At 70.5% G+C, this 22,653-nt stretch carries 21 protein-coding genes and 1 riboswitch; of the genes, 12 read left to right on the top strand and 9 right to left on the bottom strand.

The features are described from left to right. The first annotated feature begins 43 nt into the window (after window positions 1-43). The 10 genes from ABB07_RS13210 to ABB07_RS13165 all read left to right on the top strand — a co-directional run bounded on the left by ABB07_RS13210 (window position 44) and on the right by ABB07_RS13165 (window position 10,042). A complete protein-coding gene (locus ABB07_RS13210) occupies window positions 44-898 on the top strand; it encodes an SOS response-associated peptidase (RefSeq protein ID WP_208898898.1) in 855 nt (284 codons plus the stop codon). A gap of 1 nt (window position 899) precedes the next feature. Then, window positions 900-1,526: an alpha/beta hydrolase family protein gene (locus tag ABB07_RS13205; protein WP_208898897.1), complete on the top strand. Its 627-nt coding sequence runs from the start codon at window positions 900-902 to the stop codon at window positions 1,524-1,526. 256 nt (window positions 1,527-1,782) lie between these two features. After that, window positions 1,783-2,478, top strand: coding sequence for an RNA polymerase sigma factor SigR (gene sigR, locus ABB07_RS13200; RefSeq protein WP_208898896.1), 696 nt, complete (start codon window positions 1,783-1,785; stop codon window positions 2,476-2,478). Further along, window positions 2,475-2,777, top strand: a complete 303-nt coding sequence (gene rsrA, locus ABB07_RS13195) for a mycothiol system anti-sigma-R factor (RefSeq protein WP_055710514.1) — start codon at window positions 2,475-2,477, stop codon at window positions 2,775-2,777. Before sigR ends, rsrA begins: the two co-directional genes overlap by 4 nt. A 109-nt stretch (window positions 2,778-2,886) precedes the next feature. Next, a complete protein-coding gene (locus tag ABB07_RS13190) occupies window positions 2,887-4,200 on the top strand; it encodes an HD-GYP domain-containing protein (RefSeq protein ID WP_208903417.1) in 1,314 nt (437 codons plus the stop codon). Beyond that, a complete protein-coding gene (locus tag ABB07_RS13185; protein ID WP_208898895.1) occupies window positions 4,197-5,489 on the top strand; it encodes an HD-GYP domain-containing protein in 1,293 nt (430 codons plus the stop codon). Before ABB07_RS13190 ends, ABB07_RS13185 begins: the two co-directional genes overlap by 4 nt. Before the next feature lie 99 nt (window positions 5,490-5,588). Continuing rightward, entirely contained in the window at window positions 5,589-6,569 is a 981-nt protein-coding gene (locus ABB07_RS13180; protein WP_055706004.1) for a hypothetical protein, read from the top strand. Between the two features lie 76 nt (window positions 6,570-6,645). Continuing rightward, on the top strand, window positions 6,646-7,296 hold the full coding sequence (gene def / locus ABB07_RS13175) for a peptide deformylase (RefSeq protein WP_208898894.1): 651 nt from the start codon (window positions 6,646-6,648) through the stop codon (window positions 7,294-7,296). Window positions 7,297-7,586: 290 nt separating this feature from the next. Further along, window positions 7,587-8,669: an epi-isozizaene synthase gene (gene cyc1, locus ABB07_RS13170; RefSeq protein ID WP_208898893.1), complete on the top strand. Its 1,083-nt coding sequence runs from the start codon at window positions 7,587-7,589 to the stop codon at window positions 8,667-8,669. Continuing rightward, entirely contained in the window at window positions 8,669-10,042 is a 1,374-nt protein-coding gene (locus ABB07_RS13165; protein ID WP_208898892.1) for a bifunctional albaflavenone monooxygenase/terpene synthase, read from the top strand. The genes cyc1 and ABB07_RS13165 overlap by 1 nt, the downstream gene beginning before the upstream one ends. Before the next feature lie 75 nt (window positions 10,043-10,117). On the opposite strand, the gene ABB07_RS13160 is transcribed toward ABB07_RS13165, so the two are convergent. From ABB07_RS13160 to nagB, 7 genes are all read right to left on the bottom strand, one after another. Further along, window positions 10,118-11,074 (bottom strand): ribonucleotide-diphosphate reductase subunit beta, encoded by a 957-nt coding sequence (locus ABB07_RS13160; RefSeq protein ID WP_208898891.1) that lies wholly within the window; start codon window positions 11,072-11,074, stop codon window positions 10,118-10,120. A gap of 110 nt (window positions 11,075-11,184) precedes the next feature. Next, window positions 11,185-13,575 carry a ribonucleoside-diphosphate reductase subunit alpha gene (locus tag ABB07_RS13155; protein WP_208898890.1) on the bottom strand — a complete coding sequence of 797 codons (2,391 nt, stop codon included), beginning with the start codon at window positions 13,573-13,575 and terminating at the stop codon, window positions 11,185-11,187. 129 nt (window positions 13,576-13,704) lie between these two features. Beyond that, window positions 13,705-13,829: riboswitch (cobalamin riboswitch) on the bottom strand. 4 nt (window positions 13,830-13,833) lie between these two features. After that, a complete protein-coding gene (locus ABB07_RS13150; protein WP_208898889.1) occupies window positions 13,834-14,388 on the bottom strand; it encodes a GNAT family N-acetyltransferase in 555 nt (184 codons plus the stop codon). Window positions 14,389-14,463: 75 nt separating this feature from the next. Continuing rightward, a complete protein-coding gene (gene mctP / locus ABB07_RS13145) occupies window positions 14,464-16,092 on the bottom strand; it encodes a monocarboxylate uptake permease MctP (RefSeq protein ID WP_208898888.1) in 1,629 nt (542 codons plus the stop codon). After that, window positions 16,089-16,370 carry a DUF3311 domain-containing protein gene (locus ABB07_RS13140; RefSeq protein WP_208898887.1) on the bottom strand — a complete coding sequence of 94 codons (282 nt, stop codon included), beginning with the start codon at window positions 16,368-16,370 and terminating at the stop codon, window positions 16,089-16,091. The genes mctP and ABB07_RS13140 overlap by 4 nt, the downstream gene beginning before the upstream one ends. A gap of 158 nt (window positions 16,371-16,528) precedes the next feature. Beyond that, window positions 16,529-17,293 carry a GntR family transcriptional regulator gene (locus ABB07_RS13135; RefSeq protein WP_055705994.1) on the bottom strand — a complete coding sequence of 255 codons (765 nt, stop codon included), beginning with the start codon at window positions 17,291-17,293 and terminating at the stop codon, window positions 16,529-16,531. 165 nt (window positions 17,294-17,458) lie between these two features. Beyond that, the gene (nagB, locus tag ABB07_RS13130) at window positions 17,459-18,244 is read right to left on the bottom strand and encodes a glucosamine-6-phosphate deaminase (protein ID WP_208898886.1); all 786 of its coding nucleotides are present in this window, start codon (window positions 18,242-18,244) and stop codon (window positions 17,459-17,461) included. 121 nt (window positions 18,245-18,365) lie between these two features. Here nagB and ABB07_RS13125 point away from each other — a divergent pair, with 121 nt between their 5' ends. Together ABB07_RS13125 and ABB07_RS13120 are read left to right on the top strand one after the other, a co-directional pair. After that, a complete protein-coding gene (locus ABB07_RS13125; RefSeq protein WP_244189342.1) occupies window positions 18,366-18,965 on the top strand; it encodes a TetR/AcrR family transcriptional regulator in 600 nt (199 codons plus the stop codon). A 362-nt stretch (window positions 18,966-19,327) separates the two neighbouring features. Next, a complete protein-coding gene (locus ABB07_RS13120; protein ID WP_208903416.1) occupies window positions 19,328-20,794 on the top strand; it encodes a sensor histidine kinase in 1,467 nt (488 codons plus the stop codon). A 231-nt stretch (window positions 20,795-21,025) separates the two neighbouring features. On the opposite strand, the gene ABB07_RS13115 is transcribed toward ABB07_RS13120, so the two are convergent. Both ABB07_RS13115 and ABB07_RS13110 read right to left on the bottom strand, forming a co-directional pair. Continuing rightward, complete coding sequence (locus ABB07_RS13115; protein ID WP_003992873.1) at window positions 21,026-21,283, bottom strand: WhiB family transcriptional regulator; 258 nt, start codon at window positions 21,281-21,283, stop codon at window positions 21,026-21,028. Window positions 21,284-21,614: 331 nt separating this feature from the next. Continuing rightward, window positions 21,615-22,583 (bottom strand): diacylglycerol/lipid kinase family protein, encoded by a 969-nt coding sequence (locus ABB07_RS13110; RefSeq protein WP_208898884.1) that lies wholly within the window; start codon window positions 22,581-22,583, stop codon window positions 21,615-21,617. Window positions 22,584-22,653 lie beyond the last annotated feature (70 nt).

Genomic DNA, 22,653 nt, shown 5'->3' with positions numbered 1-22,653 from the left:
AGTGGCTCCCTCTCCTGGTGCGGAGTCTGGCAGTGTGGCACGTATGTGCGGACGGTATGCATCGAGTCGTAGGCCCGAGGATCTCGCGGGAATCTTTGAGATCGAGATGGGGGTCCCCCCAGGGCGAGCGGAGTCGAGCCTCTGGGGGAGGGAGCCCGAGGAGACCCTGGAGCCGGACTACAACGTGGCCCCGACCAAGGAGGTCTACGCCGTCCTCGACCGTCCTCTCAAAGACGCGGACTCCCCGCGTCCGGTTCGCCAGCTGCGCAGGCTGAAGTGGGGACTGGTGCCGTCCTGGGCCAAGACGCCCGAGGGCGGCGCCCGGATGATCAACGCGCGGGCCGAGACCGTGCACGAGAAGCCCGCCTACCGCCGGGCCTTCGCCGCCCGCCGCTGCATCATCCCGGCCGACGGCTACTACGAGTGGGTCACCGGCACGCAGGAGCGCGAGCTGGAGGTCGAGGGCAGGAAGAAGCGGCCGCGCAAGCAGCCCTACTTCGTGCTGCCGGCCGACGGCTCGGTGTTCGCGATGGCCGGGCTGTACGAGTTCTGGCGCGACCGGACCCTGCCCGACGACCACCCGCAGGCCTGGTGGGTCACCTGCTCGGTGATCACCACCGAGGCGGAGCGGACCCCGCTGGCCGTGGCCCCCGCCGACGGCCCGCACGCCCTGGCCGACATCCACCCCCGGATGCCGCTGATGCTCACCCCGGACCGCTGGGACGCCTGGCTCGACCCGGCCCGCACCGATCCGGACCACCTGCGCGACCTGCTGGCGCCGCCCCCGCCCGGCCTGATGCGCGCCTACCCGGTCTCCACGGCCGTCAGCAACGTCCGCAACAACGGCCCCGAGCTGCTCAAGGAGCTCGAGGCGCCGGAAGAGGGCACACTCTTCTAGCGTGATCGAGATTGTCGAGACCGACGCCGGTACCGCCCGCATCACCTGGCACAAGGCGAAGAAGCCCCGACTCGTCCTCGCCGTCGGCCACGGCGCCGGCGGCGGCATCGAGGCGCGCGACCTCCAGGCGCTCGCCCGGGCCCTCCCCGCGCACGGGGTGACCGTCGCCCTCGTGGAGCAGCCCTGGCGCGTCGCCGGGAAGAAGGTCGCCCCCGCGCCGGGGACCCTGGACACCGGCTGGCGCGGCATCTGGCCGGCGCTGTCCGGGATGGCCCTGCCGGTGATCTCCGGCGGCCGCAGCGCCGGGGCCCGGGTCGCCTGCCGTACCGCGACCGAGCTGGGCGCGCACGCCGTGCTCGCACTCAGCTTCCCGCTGCACCCGCCGGGCAAGCCGGAGAAGTCCCGTGCCGAGGAGCTGCTCGGCACGGGAGTGCCGACGCTGGTCGTGCAGGGCGGCAACGACCCCTTCGGGAAGCCGGAGGAGTTCCCCGCGGGCGGCCACGAGCTGATCGAAGTGCCGTACGGCGATCACGGGTTCGCGGTCCCCAAGCGCGCGGAGATCACCCAGGAGCGGGCCCTGGAGATCATCACCGAGGGTGTCGCGCGGTGGACCGCGTCACTCGGGTGACCCCCGGGAATGTTGCGCGGTGACCCTCTGTTGAGGCGGACAGAAGTGCTGAGGCCTCGGCACCGACGTCGTAGGAGAGGAAGTCCGCCGCATGGGTTCGACCATCTGCCCGGCCCGCAGCAGCCGTACTGACCTGGACTGGACGGTGCTGCACGCGGCCAAGACCGCTCCTATTCGAGGGGCGGCAGGCACGGGTCGTGTTCTATCCTCCGAATCGAGTGGGACCGGTCTCGGTCCTGCCCGGGATCTTGAGGAGGTGGGTCCGGTCACCGGTACCGACGCAGGGACCGACAACGGCCAGGCGGAGCAGCCCGAGGGCCAGGGCGTGAGCGCGGAGGCGACCGGCGAGTCGACCGCGGAGCGCAGCGCGCGCTTCGAGCGGGACGCGCTGGAGTTCCTCGACCAGATGTACTCGGCCGCGCTGCGCATGACGCGCAACCCCGCCGACGCCGAGGACCTGGTGCAGGAGACCTACGCGAAGGCGTACGCGTCCTTCCACCAGTTCCGCGAGGGCACCAACCTCAAGGCGTGGCTGTACCGGATCCTCACCAACACCTTCATCAACTCCTACCGCAAGAAGCAGCGCGAGCCGCAGCGCTCCGCCGCGGAGGAGATCGAGGACTGGCAGCTCGCCCGCGCCGAGTCGCACATGTCGACGGGCCTGCGCTCCGCCGAGTCGCAGGCGCTCGACCACCTGCCCGACTCGGACGTGAAGGAAGCGCTGCAGGCGATCCCCGAGGAGTTCCGCATCGCCGTCTATCTCGCGGACGTCGAGGGCTTTGCGTACAAGGAGATCGCGGACATCATGGGGACACCCATCGGTACGGTGATGTCCCGGCTGCACCGGGGCCGCCGTCAACTGCGCGGCATGCTGGAGGACTACGCCCGTGAGCGCGGGCTGGTCCCGGCGGGCGCCGGAGAGTCGAACGAAGCGAAAGGCTCGGGCTCATGAGCTGCGGAGAGCCGCACGAGACGGACTGCAGTGAGGTCCTCGACCATCTGTACGAGTTCCTCGACAGCGAGATGCCGGAAGTCGATCGCGACAAGTTCCAGCACCACTTCGAGGAATGCTCTCCGTGCCTGGAGAAGTACGGCCTGGAGCAGGCCGTGAAGAAGCTGGTCAAGCGGTGCTGCGGGCATGACGACGTGCCCGCGGACCTGCGCGCCAAGGTCATGGGCCGGATCGACCTGATCCGCTCCGGCGGGACCGTGCCGGAGCACGACGTGACCGCCGCCCCGCAGGAGAACTGACCGCCGGGCCATCACCCGAACGTGCTAATCCTCAGGTCGTAGACCCCGCACCCCCGATCCCCGCCCTACGCTCCGAGCCTGGACAGGCATGGTCGAGGAGGGGAGCGCGATGGAGGCGGTACCGGCGAGGGCACGCGGCTGTGTGACCGCCGCCGCCCTGCTGGCGCTGCTCTGCCTGCTGCCGCTGGCGACGGTACGCACCCCCTGGTGGGCGCTCGGCCTGCTCGCCGCGCTCTACACCGCCTGCGAGCACGTCGTCCGCCGGCGCTTCGGCGGCACCTTCTACCCCGTGCTCCTCGCCGGGGCGTTCCTGCTGCCGCCGCCGGCCGCCGCGCTGGTCCCGCTGCCCGCGGCCCTGCTGCCCGCGGCCCTGCTCCGGCCGGGTGACCACGGGCCCGCGTGGCCGCGCCGCGTCTGGCGGGCCGCGCGGCCCGCGCTCGCCGTGTGGGGCGCCGCCCGGGTGCACTGGGCGCTCGGCGGCCGGGACGCGGTCGTCGCCTCCGACTTCCCCTACGCGCTGCTGCCCGCCGGCGCGGCCGTCCTCGCCTTCTGCCTGATCCTCACCGCCCTCGACGGCGGCATCCGCGCGGCCGCCCTCGGCGTCCCGCTGCGCCGGGCCTGGCGCGGGCTGCTGTCGCGCTCCCTCGCGCCGGTCGCGGTGCACGGGCTCGCCGGGCTGATGATGGCCGTGCTGTGGCGCAGCCCGTACGGCCCGGTCGCGGCCCTGCTCGTGCTGCTGCCGATGTGCGTCTCCTGGTGGATCTTCGCCCAGTACCACCGCGAACGCGCCGCCCACCAGGCCACCATCCGCGCCCTGGTCCAGGCCGTGGACATCAAGGACGGCTACACCCGCGGCCACAGCGAACGCGTCGGCCAGGCCTCCGTGCTGATCGCCCGCGAACTCGGCATGGACGACGACCGCGTCGAGGTGCTGCGGTTCGCCGGGATCCTGCACGACGTCGGCAAGCTCGGCGTCCCCACCAGGCTGCTGCGCAAGGACGGCCCGCTGACCCCGGAGGAACGCCGGATCATCGAACTGCACCCCGAGTACGGCCATGAGATGGTCCGCGGGATCTCCTTCCTGGGCGAGGCCCGCGCCGCGATCCTGCACCACCACGAACGCCTCGACGGCAGCGGCTACCCCTACGGCCTCGTCGGCGACCGGATCCCCGAGTGCGCCCGGATCGTCGCCGTCGCCGACGCCTTCGACGCGATGACCTCCACCCGTTCCTACCGCCGGGGCCGCCCGGTCGAGGCGGCCGTGGCCGAGCTGGAGCGGTGCGCCGGCGCGCAGTTCGACCCGCGCATGGTCGGCGCGCTCGTCCGGGCGCTGGCCCGATGGGGCTGGCACCCCACGGTCACCGCCGACGAGTCCGCGTCCGACGGCCAGGTCCGGGAACCGGTCACCGGGGCACCCCGATGACCGCCCTGCGGGCCGTCCACGGCGCCGCCGCCCTCGTCGCGGCCGGCTCCCTGGCCGTCACCCTGTGGACCGGGCTGCACGAACGGGACGTCGCGCTCGCCTTCGGGGTGCTCATAGCCGTCGGCGAGCTGACCCGCTGGAGCGGCGCCCCGGTACGGCAGGCCGCGCCCCTCGCCACCGCCGGCTCGCTGTCGTACGCCCTGCTCGGAGCGGATGCCGGGCGGCCCACGCAGCACGACGCGGCGCAGGTCGTCACCGTGGTCCTCGCCGCCGCCCTGCTCGGCGCCGTCCCGCACATCTGGCACGGACGCACCCCCACCCTCGACCATCTGGCCCGCCGCGTACTCACCGTCGGCTTCGCCGCCGTCTGCTTCCAACCCCTCTGCCACCGGGGCCTGTTCGCCTCCTGGAGCGGCCCCGCCCAGGCCCTCCTGCTGGTCGCGCTGCTCTGCCTCACCGCCCTGTGCGACGCCGTCCTGGCCGCCGCCCTCGCCCACTCCCGCACCCGCTGGCCGTTCGGCCCGCTGCTGCGCGAGGAGCTGCGCGGGCTGCTCGGCATCGGCTCCGCCGTCTGCGCGACCGGCGCGGTGATGGCGCTCGGGGTCGCCGTCGCCGGGCTGTGGGCGCTGCCCGTGTTCTGCCTGCCCCTGCTGCTCACCCAGCTGTCCCTGCGCCGGTACGCCGCCGTGCGCGCCACCTACCGGCAGACCATCGCCTCCCTCGCCCGCGCCACCGAGATCGCCGGCTGCACCCCCGCCGGGCACGCCCGCCGCGTGGCCGCGCTCAGCCTCGCCGTCGGCCGGGACCTCGGCCTGACCGGGGGTGAACTGACCGTTCTGGAGTACGCGGCCCTCATGCACGACATCGGCCAGCTCAGCCTGGTCGACCCGGTCCCGGGCGGCGCCACCGCGGGTCTGCCCGCCGCGGAGCAGCGGCGGATCGCGTTGCTCGGCGGGGCGGTCGTACGGCAGACCGGGGTGTCCGCGGCCGTCGCCGTGATGGTGGAACGGCAGGCGGACCCCTACCGCGAACAGCCCGTCCCGGCCCGCATCATCCGGGCCGTGAACGCCTACGAGGAGAAGGCCCGGGACGCGGGCCCCGAGGGGCCCCTGCGGGCGCTGGAGGAGCTGCGCCTCGGTACCGCCGGTGACTACGCTCCTGAGGTGGTGGAGTCCCTCGCCCGGGTGCTGGCGCGGCCACGGACCTGGCGGGAGAGCGCGCCGGTGGCGGGCGACGGAAGACGCACGGCACTGTCTGACCCCGCTCCGGGCTGGGTAACCCATGGGTAATGAGCGCCTTTCCCGCCGTACGTGGTTGGATGCGAGGGAGAGGGTGTCCGGGGGCACAAGCCAGCCCATGGGTGGAACTGGAACTGGCAGGCGGGAATCGTGAGGATCTTCGGCAAGGGACGGCACCGGCCCTCCGCCTCCTGGCGGCAGGCCACCGACCGTGCGTTCACGCTCATCGGCGACGGCCGGTACGAGGACGCGGGCGAGCTGCTGACACGGGCCGCCGATCTGGAGCCCTGGCTGTCGGAGTCCTGGTTCAACCTCGCCCTGCTGCACAAGTTCCGGCACGACTGGGAGCAGGCGCGGGCCGCGGGGCTCCGGGCGGTCGCCCTGCTGGACCGGGAGGCCGGGGCGCCCGACTGGTGGAACGTCGGCATCGCGGCCACCGCGCTGCAGGACTGGCCGCTGGCCCGCCGCGCCTGGCAGGCGTACGGCCTGAAGGTGCCCGGCGGCGCCACCGTGGCCGGGGAACCGGCCGGCATGGAGCTCGGCAGCGCGGCGGTACGGCTCTCCCCGGAGGGCGAGGCCGAGGTCGTGTGGGGCCGCAGGCTGGACCCGGCGCGGATCGAGGTGCTGTCCATCCCGCTTCCCTCGTCCGGGCGACGCTGGGGCGAGGTGGTGCTGCACGACGGCGTCCCGCACGGCGAGCGCACGACGTCCACCGGGCACGCCTACCCGGTCTTCGACGAGATCGAGCTGTGGGCCCCCTCGCCCGTGCCGACCTGGGTGGTCCTGCTGGAGGCGGCCACCGAGGCGGACCGGGACGCGCTGGAGCAGCTGGCCGCGGACGCGGGGTTCGCCGCGGAGGACTGGTCCTCCTCGGTGCGGCTGCTGTGCCGGATGTGTTCCGAGTCCCGGATGCCGTCCGACGAGGGCGAAGGGGAGCACCTGGACCCGCATGATCACAGCGAGCCCGGTCATCCCGGGCCGCTGGGCCACCGGACGGACGGGCAGCTGTGGGTGCCGGAGCGGGAGTGCGGGGTGGCCGCGCCGGCTTCGCTGGTGCGGGGGTTGCTGGACGGGTGGGTCGCGGACAGCCCGGACTCCAGGGACTGGCGGGATCTCGAAGAGGTTTGCTGAGCCGCCGATGACCAGCCGTCGCCTTTAGGCTGTACCCGAGACTTTTCCCAGGTTTGCAGGAAGGCGTACGTCGGTCATGGCGCAGCAGGACACCGATCAGCAGCACGCGGGCGTGCTCCCCGTCGACGACGAGGGGTACGTCGTCGACACGGAGGACTGCGAGGAGCGCGAGAAGGCCTGGCGGGAGCGCGGGACCTCGCGGCCGATCACGGTCGTCGGCAATCCGGTGCTGCACAAGGAGTGCAAGGACGTCACCGAGTTCGGCGAGGAGCTGCAGCAGCTCGTCGCCGACATGTTCGCCAGCCAGCGCACCGCCGAGGGCGTGGGCCTGGCCGCCAACCAGATCGGTGTCGACCTGAAGGTCTTCGTCTACGACTGCCCCGACGACGAGGGCGTCCGGCACACCGGCGTGGTGTGCAACCCGAAGCTGGTCGAGCTGCCCGCCGACCGGCGCCGGCTGGACGACAGCAACGAGGGCTGCCTGTCCGTGCCGACGGCCTACGCGCCGCTCGCCCGCCCCGACTACGCCGAGGTGACCGGCCAGGACGAGCGGGGCAACCCGGTCAAGGTCCGGGGCACCGGCTACTTCGCACGGTGTTTGCAGCACGAGACCGACCACCTCTACGGCTATCTGTACATCGACCGGCTGTCCAAGCGGGACCGCAAGGACGCGCTGCGGCAGATGGCCGAGAACGAGCCACGCTATCCCGTGGTCGCCAACGACTAGGGCACGCCGGGGACTTGGGGCGCCCGGCCGGGACCGCTCCCGGCCGGGCGCCCTTCGCATGACCCGCCTCGCTCATCCGTGCGTCGTACAACCGATCCCTTCCGGCCTCCTAGTGATCCTTAATCAGTCACACAAGGGGGGATTCTCGGCATCTTGGGGTGGTGAGTGAAGCAAATCCGTTCCCAACGCGGTCAGTTGTGGTGCTGAATGTAAGTGCGGGGATACGCAACGGCGCACGCCCGGCACGACCGGGAGGGTGTGCGTTCCTGGCGGCTGAGAGGGGTTTGTACGTGCATGCTTTCCCACACAGCACCACAGCGACACGGACGGCGGTGGTAGTACCACCGTCACTGGCACTCCCGGTGATCGAGTCCGCCTTTCCTCGGCGACTGCACCCGTATTGGCCGCGACTCCAGGAGAAGACACGGGTCTGGCTCCTGGAAAAACGGCTCATGCCGGCGGACAAGGTGCAGGAATATGCCGACGGACTGTGCTACACCGACCTCATGGCGGGCTACTACCTCGGCGCCCCCGACGAGGTCCTGCAGGCCATAGCCGACTACAGCGCGTGGTTCTTCGTCTGGGACGACCGCCACGACCGGTACGTCGTCCACGGCCGGGCCGGCGACTGGCGGCGCCTCAGGCACCGCCTGCACGCGGCCCTCGACGCACCCCGGCACCATCTGCACCACCCGGACCCGCTGCTCGCCGCCTTCGCGGACAGCGTGCTGCGGCTGTACGGCTTCCTGCCGCGCACCTGGAACCAGCGGTTCGCCCGGCACTTCCACGCGGTGATCGAGGCCTACGACCGCGAGTTCCGCAACCGCGTCCAGGGATACGTGCCCGGCGTCGAGGAATACCTCGCCCTGCGCCGGCACACCTTCGCGCACTGGATATGGACGGACCTGCTGGAGCCTAGCGCCGGATATGAACTCCCGGCATTCGTGCGGAAAAACCCGGCCTATCGCCGGGCCGCGCTGCTCAGTCAGGAATTCGCCGCCTGGTACAACGATCTGTGCTCGCTGCCCAAGGAAATAGCGGGCGACGAGGTCCACAATCTCGGCATCAGTCTCATCCTCCATGAGGGGCTGACTCTCGAGGAATCGGTGGACGAAGTGAGGCGGCGCGTCGAGGAATGCATCAGTGAATTCCTCCAGGTCGAACAGGACGCCCTCCGGTTCGCCGACAGTCTGGCCGACGGCACCCTCCGCGGAAAGGAGCTGAGCGCCGCGGTGCACGCCTGCGTCGGCAATATGCGGAACTGGTTCAGCGCCGTCTACTGGTTCCACCACGAGTCCGGCCGGTACATGGTCGACACCTGGGACGACCGGTCCACGCCCCCGTACGTCACGAACGAAGCGGCAGGTGAGTAATGACCGTCGAGTCGGTAAGGCCCCTGACCCCCGAGACCGCGACCGAACTGCGTGAACCGCCCCTGGCCGGGGGCGCCCTGCCGGGCCTCGGGCACGGCCTGAAACTGGTCCGCGACCCGCTCGCGTTCATGTCCGGGCTCCGCGACCACGGCGACGTCGTACGCCTCAAGCTCGGCCCCAAGACGGTGTACGCCGTCACCACCCCGGAGCTCACCGGCGCACTCGCGCTCAGCCCCGACTTCAAGATCGACGGACCCCTGTGGGAGTCCCTGGAGGGGCTGCTCGGCAAGGAGGGCGTGGCCACCGCCAACGGCCCCCGGCACCGCCGCCAGCGGCGCACCATCCAGCCCGCGTTCCGGCTGGACGCGATCCCGGACTACGGGCCGGTCATGGAGGAGGAGGCGCACGCGCTGACCGAGCGCTGGCGGCCCGGCGAGACCGTCGACTGCACCTCCGAGTCCTTCCGGGTGGCCGTCCGCATCGCCGCCCGCTGCCTGCTGCGCGGCGAGTACATGGACGAGCGCGCCGAGCGGCTCAGCGTCGACCTCGCCACCGTCTTCCGCGGCATGTACCGGCGGATGGTCATCCCGCTCGGGCCGCTGTACCGGCTGCCGTTCCCGGCCAACCGCGAATTCAACCGGGCGCTGGCCGATTTGCATCTGCTGGTGGACGAGATCGTCGCCGAGCGGAGGGCATCTGGTCAAAAGCCGGACGATTTGCTGACGGCATTGCTGGAGGCAAAGGACGACAATGGCGAGCCCATCGGGGAACAGGAGATCCACGACCAGGTCGTGGCGATACTCACCCCCGGCAGCGAAACAGTGGCGTCCACGATCATGTGGCTGCTCCAGGTGCTCGCGGAACATCCGGAACACGCCGAGAAGGTACGGACCGAGGTCGAATCCGTGACCGGTGGCCGGCCCGTCGGATTCCCACACGTCCGCTCACTCACGCACACCAACAATGTCGTCGTCGAGGCCATGCGGCTCAGGCCGGCCGTATGGATTCTGACCCGGCGCGCGGTGACCGACACGGCGCTCGGTGACTATCGCATTCCGGCTGGGGCGGACATCGTCTACAGCCCCTACGCGATCCAGCGCGACGCCCGTTCCTACGACCGCCATCTCGACTTCGACCCCGACCGGTGGCTGCCGGAGCGGGCCGCGCAGGTGCCGAAGTACGCCATGAGCCCCTTCAGCGTCGGCAACCGCAAGTGCCCCAGCGACCACTTCTCCATGGCCCAGCTGAGCCTGATCACGGCGGCGGTCTCGGCGAAGTACCGCTTCGAGCAGGTGGCGGGGTCGGACGACAGCACCCGGGTGGGCATCACGCTGCGCCCGCACAACCTGCTGCTGAGGCCGATGCCTTGGTAGGACGCCTGGTACCGGCGCGCGCTCCGGCGGCCTCACGGCCCGGAACGCGCGCCGGCGGACGTGCCGCGGCCCGGCTCAGAAGTCCTCGTCCAGGTCGACGGTGCCCTCCACCGCCACCTGGTACGCCGACGGGCGGCGCTCGAAGAAGTTCGTCAGCTCCTGGACGCCCTGCAGCTCCATGAAGGAGAACGGGTTCTCCGAGCCGTACACCGGGGCGAACCCGAGGCGGGTGAGGCGCTGGTCGGCGACGCACTCCAGGTACTGCCGCATCGACTCGGTGTTCATGCCCGGCAGGCCGTCGCCGCACAGGTCCCGCGCGAACTGCAGCTCCGCCTCGACGGCCTCCCGCAGCATGTCGGTGACCTGCTGCCCCAGCTCGTCGTCGAACAGCTCCGGCTCCTCCTTGCGGACCGTGTCGACCACGTCGAAGGCGAAGCTCATGTGCATCGTCTCGTCGCGGAACACCCAGTTGGTGCCGGTCGCCAGACCGTGCAGCAGGCCCCGGCTGCGGAACCAGTAGACGTACGCGAAGGCGCCGTAGAAGAACAGGCCCTCGATGCACGCGGCGAAGCAGATGAGGTTGAGCAGGAAGCGACGGCGGTCGGCCTTCGTCTCCAGCCGCTCCAGCTTCTCCACCTCGTTGATCCACTTGAAGCAGAACTGCGCCTTCTCGCGGATGGACGGGATGTTCTCCACGGCCGCGAAGGCCGCCGCCCGGTCGTCCGGGTCGGGGAGGTAGGTGTCCAGCAGCGTCAGATAGAACTGGACGTGCACGGCCTCCTCGAAGAGCTGACGGCTCAGGTACAGCCGCGCCTCGGGGGAGTTGATGTGCTTGTAGAGCGTCAGCACCAGGTTGTTGGCCACGATCGAGTCACCGGTCGCGAAGAAGGCGACCAGGCGGCCGATGAGGTGCTGCTCCTCGGGCGTCAGCTTCGCGAGGTCGGCGACGTCCGAGTGGAGGTCGACCTCCTCCACGGTCCAGGTGTTCTTGATCGCGTCCCGGTAGCGCTCGTAGAAGTCCGGGTAGCGCATGGGACGCAGGGTCAGCTCGAAGCCCGGGTCGAGGAGGTTGGCATTGCGGGTTGGCGCAGTCGGCGCGGAGCGCCGTCCATCAGGGGTGGTGGTCGGGCGACGGGTGGGCATTACTGGCAGGCCTCGCAGGACTCGGGGTTCTCAAGGGAGCAGGCGACGGCGTCGGGGTCGGCGGCCTGCTGCACGGGGATGGGGGTCTTGGTCTGCGCCTGGCCCTGGGCCGCGCGGGCGATCCGGGTCGCCGGGCGGGAGCGCAGGTAGTACGTCGTCTTCAGGCCCGACTTCCAGGCGTACGCGTACATCGAGGAGAGCTTGCCGATGGTCGGCGTCTCCATGAAGAGGTTCAGGGACTGGGACTGGTCCAGGAACGGGGTACGGGCCGCCGCCATGTCGATCAGCCCGCGCTGCGGGATCTCCCACGCCGTGCGGTACAGGGCGCGCACGTCCTCGGGGATCCAGGCGAAGCCCTGCACCGAGCCGTTCGAGTCGCGCAGCGCCTCCCGGGTGCGGGCGTCCCAGACGCCCAGTTCCTTAAGGTCGTTCACCAGGTACGAGTTGACCTGCAGGAACTCACCGGACAGCGTCTCGCGCTTGAACAGGTTCGACACCTGCGGCTCGATGCACTCGTACACGCCCGCGATCGAGGCGATGGTGGCGGTGGGCGCGATGGCCAGCAGCAGGGAGTTGCGCATGCCGACCTCGGCGATACGGCTGCGCAGCGCCTCCCACCGCTCGGGCCAGGTCAGCTCGACGCCGTAGTGGTCGGGGTGCAGCACACCCCGGGCCGTACGGGTCTTCTCCCACGCCGGCAGCGGGCCGCTGCGCTCGGCGAGGTCGGCGGAGGCCTCGTACGCGGCGAGCATGATCCGCTCGGCGATCCGCGTGGACAGGGCCTTGGCCTCCGGGGAGTCGAAGGGCAGGCGCAGCTTGAAGAAGACGTCCTGCAGGCCCATCGCGCCGAGGCCGACGGGCCGCCACTTGGCGTTGGACCGTCCCGCCTGCTCGGTCGGGTAGAAGTTGATGTCGACCACGCGGTCGAGGAAGGTCACGGCGGTGCGGACGGTCTCGTCCAGCCGCTCCCAGTCGATGTCCCCGGTCGCCGTGTCGACGAAGGCACCGAGGTTCACGGAGCCCAGGTTGCAGACCGCCGTCTCCCCGTCGTCGGTGACCTCCAGGATCTCCGTGCAGAGGTTGGAGGAGTGGACCACGTGCCCCGGCAGGGCCGTCTGGTTGGCGGTGCGGTTGGCCGCGTCCTTGAAGGTCATCCAGCCGTTGCCGGTCTGCGCGAGGGTGCGCATCATCCGGCCGTACAGCTCCCGGGCCGGGATGGTCTTCTTCGCGAGGCCCGCCTGCTCGGCCTTGCGGTAGGCGGCGTCGAACTCCTCGCCCCACAGGTCCACCAGCTCGGGCACGTCCGCCGGGGAGAACAGCGACCACTGCTCGTCGGCATTGACCCGGCGCATGAACTCGTCCGGTACCCAGTGCGCGAGGTTCAGGTTGTGCGTACGGCGGGCGTCCTCACCGGTGTTGTCCCGCAGCTCCAGGAACTCCTCGATGTCGGAGTGCCAGGTCTCCAGGTAGACGGCGGCGGCACCCTTGCGCCGGCCGCCCTGGTTCACGGCGGCCACCGAGGCGTCCAGGGTCTTCAGGAACGGCACGATGCCGTTGGAGTGCCCGTTGGTCCCGCGGATCAGCGAACCGCGGCTGCGGATCCGGGAGTACGAAAGGCCGATGCCGCCGGCGTGCTTGGAGAGCCGGGCCACCTGGTGGTAGCGGTCGTAGATGGAGTCCAGCTCGTCCAGCGGGGAGTCGAGGAGGTAGCAGGACGACATCTGCGGGTGCCGGGTGCCGGAGTTGAAGAGCGTGGGGGAGGACGGGAGGTAGTCGAGCCGGCTCATGAGCCCGTAGAGCGCGGCCACTTCGTCCACGGACCGGACGGTGTCGTCCTCGGCGAGCCCGCTCGCCACCCGCAGCATGAAGTGCTGGGGCGTCTCGATGACCTTGCGGGTGATCGGGTGCCGCAGCAGGTAGCGGCTGTAGAGCGTCCGCAGGCCGAAGTAGCCGAAGCGGTCGTCCGCCTGCCGGTCGACCAGCGCGTCGAGCCGCTCGGCGTGCAGCCGCGCGAACTCGGCGGTCCGGTCGGCGATGAGCCCCTCGCGGTGTCCCACGGCCACGGACCCGGTGAAGGACGTCACGCCCTGCGAGGCGGCCTCGGCGCGGATGGAGATGGTCAGCAGCCGGGCGGCGAGCCGGGAGTAGGCGGGGTCCTCCGAGATGAGCCCGGCGGCGGCCTCCGTGGCCAGCTCGCGCAGCTCCGACTCGTCGGCCTTCGCCGACCGGCCGCGCAGCGCGGCGGCGGCGACCCGGCCGGGGTCGGCGTCGGGCAGGTCGGCGGTCAGCTCGGTCAGGGTCCGCAGCAGCGCGGTGCCGGGACCGTCGGTCTCCAGGCCGCCGGCTGACATGCCGCCGGCTGAAGCCGGGTCTGCTGGCGCGATGGTCACGTGGGGCTCTCCCTCGCTCGGCACGGGGGCCTCGCGGGCGGGCAGGGGGCAGCCACGAGCGCAGACGGCGCCCGAGTCCACCGGCCCATTCCGCGAGGCCCGGACGTCGGAAGGCACCCGGACCGGACGGCCGGGCGCGCGCTGCCGGCAGGTCCTCGGACTGACACGGGCGTGCGAACGCACGCGAGTACACCGTTGCGGGACAGTTCCGGATTCGCACCGGATTCCCCTGCGGCGACAGCGAGCACGAGCATACATCTAGTGCCGGGCTGTCGTGACACCCCCAGATGTTGTGTCGTGGCGGTGTCGGAGCGTCAACTCGTAGGTGAGCAGAGTGATGTCGAGCTGCCCCGGCAGCGGATTCCAGTCCCGCTCGGGCGTGCGAACGAAACCCAGCCGTTCGTAGATGCGGTGGGCGGCGTGCATGGTGCGCTGGGTGGACAGGACGACGGCCCGGCAGCCCTCGGTGGCCCGCGCGCGGTCGACGCAGGCCCGCACGAGAGCCTCGCCGACGCCCCGGCCACGCGCCGCGTGGGCCACGGCGAGCATCCGTATCTCGGCCTCTCCGGGGCGTGCGATGTCGGCCATGGGTCCGGGGGACGGAACGAAGGTGACCCCGCCGAGGAGGGTGTCGTTCTGCGTGGCCACGAGTACGTCCGCGTCGGCGGCGCGCTTGGCCACGTCCCTCAGTTCACCGAGGTACGCGTCGCTCTCCCCGAAGTCGAGGAGACCGTCCTGGAGGTAGGCCTGGGCGGTGACCTCGCCGAGGCTTTCGTAGTCGCCCGGGGTCACCTTCCGGATCACGAAGTCCATGGCACCGAGTGTGCCGGAGGGGTACGACAACGGGCCGCCGGTTTTTCCTCCGGCGGCCCGTCGTACGACAGTCGTTCAGTGACTGGCGCCCGCGGTGGCCGGCGGCAGTTCCACCTGCACCCCGGGGTCTCCCGCGTCCGCCGTGTAGTCCTCCGGCTTGGTCTCGTCGGTGCCCTCCGGGGCCTTCAGGGCCTTCAGGGCGAAGGTGAGGACCACGGTGACCACGACGTTGAGGACGAACGCCGTGAGGCCGATGTAGCCGATCTCGCCGATGCCGGGGATCTCCTTCGCCGAGCCGCCGAAGTGCTTCTGGGTCGGGGAGGCGACGCCGTACGCGGCGACCGTGCCGTACGCCATGCCGACCGCCCAGCCGGCGAGCAGCGCCCAGCGGTGGAACCAGCGGGTGAACAGGCCGCCGACCAGGGCTGGGAAGGTCTGCAGGATCCAGATGCCGCCCAGCAGCTGGAAGTTGATGGCGACCGTCTTGTCCATGGTGAGGACGAAGACCAGGGCGCCGACCTTCACCAGCAGCGAGACGACCTTGGAGACCTGGGCCTCCTGCTTCGGCGTCGCGTCCGGCTTGATGAAGTCCTTGTAGATGTTGCGGGTGAAGAGGTTCGCCGCCGCGATCGACATGATCGCCGCCGGGACCAGCGCACCGATGCCGATCGCCGCGAAGGCCACGCCCGCGAACCAGCTCGGGAACATGTCCTCGAAGAGCTGCGGGATGGCCAGCTGGCCGTTCTTGACCTTCACTCCGGCCGCGATCGCCATGAAGCCCAGCAGGGCGAGCAGGCCCAGCATCAGGGAGTACAGCGGCAGGATCGTGGTGTTGCGGCGGATCACCTCACGGCTCTTGGAGGACAGGGTCGCGGTGATCGAGTGCGGGTACATGAAGAGCGCGAGGGCGGAGCCGAGGGCCAGGGTGGCGTACGTCCACTGGCCCGCCTCCGGGGGCACGAGCGCACCGCGCGGCTTGCCCGTGGCCGGGTTGACCTGGCTGAAGGCGTGGGCCGCCTTGGCGAAGACGTCGTCGAAGCCGCCCAGCTTGATCGGGATGTAGATGATCGCCACCGCGATGACGATGTAGATCAGCGCGTCCTTGACGAAGGCGATCAGGGCGGGGGCGCGCAGACCGGACGAGTAGGTGTACGCCGCGAGCACACCGAAGGCGATCAGCAGCGGCAGGTCCCGTACGAACCAGTTGGTGCTGCTGTCCCCGCCGACGCCCATCACGTCCAGCACCGCCTGGATGCCGACGAGCTGGAGCGCGATGTACGGCATCGTCGCCAGGATGCCGGTCAGCGCCACCGCCAGCGACAGGCCCCTGGAGCCGAAGCGGCCCCGGACGAAGTCGGACGTGGTGACGTAGCCGTGGCGGTGGCTGACCGACCACAGGCGCGGCAGGAAGGTGAAGATCAGCGGGTAGACCAGGATCGTGTACGGCACCGCGAAGAAGCCGGACGCGCCCGCCGCGTAGATCGCCGCCGGTACGGCGACGAAGGTGTACGCCGTGTACAGGTCGCCGCCGAGCAGGAACCAGGTGATCCAGGTGCCGAACGACCGTCCGCCCAGGCCCCATTCGTCCAGGGAGTGCTCGTTCTCGGCCCTGCGCCAGCGGGCGGCGAGGAAGCCCATGACCGTGACGGCCAGGAAGAAGAAGATGAAGACGCCGAGCGCGACGCCGTTGACGCCGTTCTTCACTCCGCCTCACCGCCCGTCTCTGAAGCGGGGGAAGCCTGGGAGGCGTGGGCGCGCTGGTCGCGCTGCCACAGCTGGTACGCGGTCATCGTGAGCGCGGTGGAGATCAGCACCCAGAGCATCTGGTACCAGTAGAAGAACGGGATCCCGATGAAGGCGGGGCCCGTCTTCGCGTAGGAGCCGACCCAGAGCATCGCCACGAAGGGCGCGACCAGACACAGGGCGATGATCACCCGGACCGGTGTGACGACCGGGGGTCTCACTTCAGACGTATCGGACATGCCACGGCTCTCCGTCCCCTCGCTGATCACCTGTGTAATGCGCAGGCAATCTAGGTGACGGTGTCAGGGAAGTGGAAGACGTCGTCCGTATATCGGTATATCGATTCAGTGAAGGCCCTGGTGAAGGCCCCGGCGGAGGCCCGCGGGACCCAGCCGCCTTACTCCGCCGGGCGCTTGAGCCGCGCCACGAACTTGTACCGGTCGCCCCGGTACACCGACCGCACCCACTCCACGGGCTTGCCCTCGCGGTCCAGGGAGTGCCGGGAGAGCATGAGCATCGGCAGGCCGACGTCGGTGCCGAGCAGGCCCGCCTCGCGCGGGGTGGCCAGCGAGGTCTCGATGGTCTCCTCGGCCTCGGCGAGGTGGACGTCGTAGACCTCGGCGAGGGCGGTGTAGAGGGACGTGTACTTCACCAGGGAGCGGCGCAGCGCCGGGAAGCGCTTGGCGCTCAGGTGGGTGGTCTCGATGGCCATCGGCTCGCCGTTGGCCATGCGCAGCCGCTCGATGCGCAGCACGCGTCCGCCGGCGGCGATGTCGAGCAGCCCGGCGAGCCGGTCGTCGGCGGTGATGTAGCCGACGTCCAGCAGCTGCGAGGTCGGCTCCAGGCCCTGGGCGCGCATGTCCTCGGTGTAGGAGGTGAGCTGGAGCGCCTGGGAGACCTTGGGCTTGGCCACGAAGGTGCCCTTGCCCTGGATGCGCTCCAGCCGGCCCTCGACCACCAGTTCCTGAAGGGCCTGGCGGACGGTGGTGCGGGAGGTGTCGAACTCGGCCGCCAGCGTGCGCTCGGGCGGGACCGGCGTGCCCGGCGCCTGGGTCTCCGTCATGTCGAGCAGGTGCTTCTTCAGGCGGTAGTACTTGGGCACGCGCGCCGTACGCACGGTCGTCCCGGCCTCGTTCTCCGCACTGCTGACGTCGGTGGTCATGCTCTGCCTTCCCGGCTCCGGATGCCGAAAGCGACCGACTGACATCGGCCACGGCTCACATCGTGGCACGGGTTCTTCTGTCAGGACTCCACCCGCACGCTCCGTGATCTCCTCTATATACAGTGGTGACCGAGGTTGGTCTAGTCCATGATGGCGGGCTGGGCGTCAGATCCCCTGCCAGTCCGGCTTGCCCGCGTAGGTGTGCCGGAAGTAGTCGGCCAGCTTCAGCTTGGCCGCGGCCGGCTCGTCGACGACCACCGTGGCGTGCGGGTGCAGCTGGAGCGCCGAGGCCGGGCAGACGGCGGCGACCGGTCCCTCGACGGTCGCGGCGACCGCGTCCGCCTTGCCCTCGCCGGTCGCCAGCAGCACCAGGTGGCGGGCCTCCAGGATGGTGCCGATGCCCTGGGTGATGACGTGGTGCGGGACCTGCTCGATGTCGCCGTCGAAGAAGCGGGCGTTGTCGATCCGGGTCTGCTCGGTCAGCGTCTTGATCCGGGTGCGCGAGGCGAGGGACGAGCAGGGCTCGTTGAAGCCGATGTGGCCGTCGGTGCCGATGCCCAGCAGCTGCAGGTCCACCCCGCCGGCCGCGGCGAGCGCGCGGTCGTACGCCGCACAGGCCGCCTGGATGTCGTCGGCGGTGCCGTCGGGTCCGAGGAACTTGTCCATGCCGATGCCGAGCGGCTCGAGGACCTCCCGGCGCAGCACCGAGCGGTAGGACTCGGGGTGCTCGGCGGGCAGTCCCACGTATTCGTCGAGCTGGGCTATGCGCGCCCGCGAGGTGTCCACGGCGCCGGAGCGCACCTTGGCGGTCAGCGCCTGGTAGATGGGCAGCGGGGTGGAGCCGGTGGCCACGCCGAGCAGGGCGTCGGGCTTGCGTCGCAGCAGCTGTGCCATGGCCTCGGCGATGAGCTCGCCGCCCGCCGCGGCGTCCGGAACGATGACAACTTCCACGCTGGGCCTGCCGTTCTGAAGTGGGCTCTGGACGTCTCTATGTGGTTTAGACCAATCTAACAGAGCCGGGCCTCCGGAGGGGCTGGTTCATTTCTCTAAGGTCCGCTATAAAATGACCCTCATGGTGACCTCCAGATCGCGTGGCCGCCCGCGCTCCTTCGATCGTGCCACCGCCCTGGAGAAGGCGCTCATGGCCTTCTGGGAGCACGGCTACGAGGCCACCTCCGTCGCCGACCTCACCAGGATCATGGGCATCGGCGCCCCGAGCCTCTACGCCGCCTTCGGCGACAAGCGGACGCTGTTCGAGGAGGTCGTGCGGCTCTACACCGACACCTACGGCGCCTTCGGTGATCGTGCCCTCGCCGAGGAGCCCACCGCCCGCGCCGCCGTCGAGCGCCTGCTGCGCGAGGCCGCCGCCGAGTACACCGACGCCGCCCACCCGCACGGCTGCCTGGTCGTGCACGCCGCCACCAACTGCACCAGCCCCGAGGTGGGGCGGCTGCTGCGCGAGCGGCGCAACGCGAACATCGCCGCCCTCGAGTCCCGGATCCGGGCGGACGTCGTGGCGGGCCGGCTCCCCGCCGGCACCGACGCCGCCGCCCTCGCCCGGCACACCGGCGCGATGATCCAGGGCATGTCCCAGCAGGCCCGCGACGGCGCGAGCCGTGCCGAACTGGAGGCGCTCGCGGAAATTGCCCTGTCCATCTGGCCCCATGGCTGACCGCGGCGGGCTAGGCTTCGTGGCATCGGGTGCCATCAGTCGTGCATGCCGACAAGACCATGGACACATCGTTGTGGTCTAGTCCACAATCGACGACGACGTTTCTGTGCGAACAAGCCTCCGTCTTCCCCGCACAGGAAGGCGGATCGAGGATCCGGAGCTCTCTGCCCTGACTGCCCCGGCTCCTCGACCTTCGGCCGACCGGGACCGCACACCCCACGGCCGATGATGCTCCGGGCTGCGGTGCCGGGAGGGTTGAGGGTCCCTTCCAGGCGCCGCGGCCCGCGGGTGTTCCAGGGGCCGCTCGCGACTGGTTTTCGGCCATGTTCGAACGTCCGGGTACGCTCGCAGACGTGCCCTCCATGAACGAACTGGTCCGCCAGCACACCGCCCTCGACGACTCCGACCTCGAGTGGCTCCACCTGCTGGTCTCGGAGTGGCAGCTGCTCTCCGACCTCTCCTTCGCCGACCTGGTCCTGTGGGTCCCCACCCGGGACGGCACCCGGTACGTCTCGGTGGCCCAGATGCGCCCCAACACCGGCCCCACCTCCTACCAGGACGACATGGTCGGCCACCTGGTCCCGCGCGGCCGGCGGCCCATGCTGGACGCGGCGCTGGACGAGGGCCGGATCGTGCGCGAGGGCGACCCGGAGTGGCGCGAAGAGGTCCCCGTACGGGTCGAGTCCATCCCCGTACGGCGGGAGAGCCGCGTCCTCGGCGTGATCGCCCGCAACACCAATCTGCTCACCGTCCGCACCCCGAGCCGCCTGGAGCTCACCTACCTGCAGAGCGCCTCGGACCTCGCGCAGATGATCGCGGCCGGCTCCTTCCCGTTCCCGGACCAGCAGGTCGACATGGACGCCGCGCCCCGCGTCGGCGACGGCCTGATCCGGCTCGACGCGGACGGCCTCGTCCAGTACGCCTCGCCGAACGCCCTGTCCGCCTACCACCGCCTCGGCCTCGCCGCCGACCTGGTCGGCCAGCACCTGGGGCAGACCACCGCCGAACTCGCCCCGACCCGGGGACCGGTCGACGAGGCGCTCGCCAAGGTGGCCAGCGGCTGGGCGCCGCGCGAGTTCGAGATCGAGGCCAACGACGGGGTCATCCAGTTCCGGGCGATCCCGCTCAAGCCCAAGGGCACCCGGATCGGTTCGCTGGTGCTGTGCCGGGACGTCACCGAACTGCGGCGCCGCGAGCGGGAGTTGATCACCAAGGACGCGACCATCCGGGAGATCCACCACCGGGTGAAGAACAACCTCCAGACGGTGGCCGCGCTGCTGCGCCTCCAGGCCCGGCGCATCGGCTCCGAGCGCGGCCGGGAAGCCCTGGAGGAGGCCGTCCGCCGGGTCGGCTCGATCGCGATCGTGCATGAGACGCTGTCTCAGAACCTGGATGAGCGCGTGGAGTTCGACGACATCGCCGACCGGGTGCTGGCGATGGTCGCCGAGATCTCGCCGGGCAAGGTGACCGGCCGGCGCAGCGGCCGTTTCGGGATCCTCGACGCCGAGGTGGCCACGCCGCTGTCGATGGTCCTCACCGAGGTCCTGCAGAACGCCCTGGAGCACGGCTTCCGTGAGGGCGACACCGGCACGGTCGAGGTCTCCGCGGTCCGGGGCGGTACGACGAAGGAGGCCCGGCTGCTGGTCACCGTCCAGGACGACGGGGTCGGCCTGCCCGAGGACTTCGACCCGCACCGCTCGGGCAACCTCGGCCTGCAGATCGTACGCACCCTGGTGGAGGGCGAGCTGGGCGGCTCCTTCGACATGGTCCCGGCGCCGGGGCGGGGGACCAGGGTGATCCTCGACATTCCGGTGCGGGCGCAGAAGTAGCCCAACTGCCGTAGGGCAGGGGGCGTTTGTCATACGGAGAGCGGGCACAGCACGAAGCCGACGGGCGCAGCAAAAAGCCCCGGACCGTCGTCGGTCCGAGGCTCGTGCTCGTTGCTGCTCTGCTCAATCGCTAGCGGCATCGGGGGATACTGCGCGCTGCGGCTCGGGGGCGGGAGATGCGTGCGTGCTGCACGCGCCGCCAAGCTCAGGCTGTCAGCAGGGGTGGGTATGTCAGGCGGAGGCCTGACGAGCCCGGTTGCGGGCGGCGCGGCGCTTCATGGCGCGGCGCTCGTCCTCGCTGAGACCACCCCAGACGCCGGAGTCCTGGCCGGACTCGAGCGCCCACTGCAGACACTGCTCGATCACCGGGCAGCGACGGCAGACGGCCTTGGCTTCCTCGATCTGCAGCAGCGCAGGACCGGTGTTGCCGATGGGGAAGAAGAGCTCGGGGTCTTCCTCGCGGCAAACGGCGTTGTGACGCCAGTCCATGGCTGCTACCTCTCCTAGGTTCTCTGAACGTATGACGTACAGGTTGCTTGTGAATGTGAACGCTTTCACGAATCCCTCAACAAGTGAAGGGCCGACCGCCGAGTCTTCCCCGGCGTGGTCCTTGGTTTGAAGAGGGGTTCCGGTGATCAGTGGAGGCCGGTGTTGCGGGCCGTCCCGATCGCCACGTAGAGACTCGCAAACCTCAGCGACGGATACAACCCCTTCCGGAAAGTTTTTTTTGATTCCTCGGTGTCGACTGGGTCACAGCCGTACTTCCATGGGGTGGATCCTGGCCTAAACGTTCGAGTGAAAGGACTTTTGCCCGTTCCGCTCACACAATCACACGCAGTGCGCGGCGTACACCTGTGAACGTCACGCTCGTACGCAGCCCCAGGTGGTCACCGTCCATCTGAAGGGGCAGAGGCACCTTCGAATGCAAGGTGAACTGATCCAGATCATGCAGCGAGACGACATGTCGACCATGGGGGCCGCGCTCGGGGGACGAAGTGAGCAACTGGGTGCCATACCGGGCAACCGCGGCCGTCGACAGGCGGCTGAGACCGAGCACATCGACGCCGGTATCGAACGAGGCCTTAGGTGATGTGTACATGGGGCGATTGCCGAGATACGTCCAAGGGGACGTGTTCGAGACTATGGCCACCACGAGATCGGCGATCGGGTCCTCGCCGGGCCGCGACAGCGTGATCGAGCCGTGCCGGCGGTTCGGCTCGCCGAGGAACTGCCGGATGACCTGACGTACGTACAAGGCGTGCGTCGACTTCTTCCCGCGCTCGCGCTGCTGCTCCACCCGGCCGACGACGCCCGCGTCGAAACCGAGCCCCGCGTTGAAGGTGAACCAGCGGTCCGGGACCGCCTCGTCCTCGGTGCCGGGCGTGCCCGAGGCCAGCCCGAGGCCGACGACCCGCTCCCGGCCCTCCCGCAGCGCGTCCAGCAGGGCGCCGGTGGCCTCGACCGGGTCGTTGGGCAGGCCCAGGGCGCGGGCGAAGACGTTCGTGGAGCCGCCGGGTACGACGGCGAGGCCGGGCAGGCGCTCCGGGTCGGGGCCGGCGTGCAGCAGGCCGTTGACGACCTCGTTGACCGTGCCGTCGCCGCCGAGGGCCACGACCAGGTCGATGTCGTCGCTGTCCGCCGCCTGCCGGCCGAGGTCGCGGGCGTGTCCGCGGTACTCGGTGGTGACCGCCTCCAGCTTCATCTCGCTCGCCAGCGCGTGGATCAGCACGTCACGCCTGCGTGCGCTTGTGGTGGTTGCCGCCGGGTTGACCACGAGAAGTGCACGCATGGAGGGCAGCGTACCTACTGGGGGGTACCGGGCCCATACCGAGGTAGGGATCGGGTAAGAGGTGGGGGCG

This window comes from Streptomyces incarnatus (assembly GCF_001027185.1).
GTDB lineage: Bacteria > Actinomycetota > Actinomycetes > Streptomycetales > Streptomycetaceae > Streptomyces > Streptomyces puniciscabiei.
The sequence above is the reverse complement of the archived record's forward strand: the minus strand, read 5'-3'. Positions and strand labels throughout refer to the sequence as shown.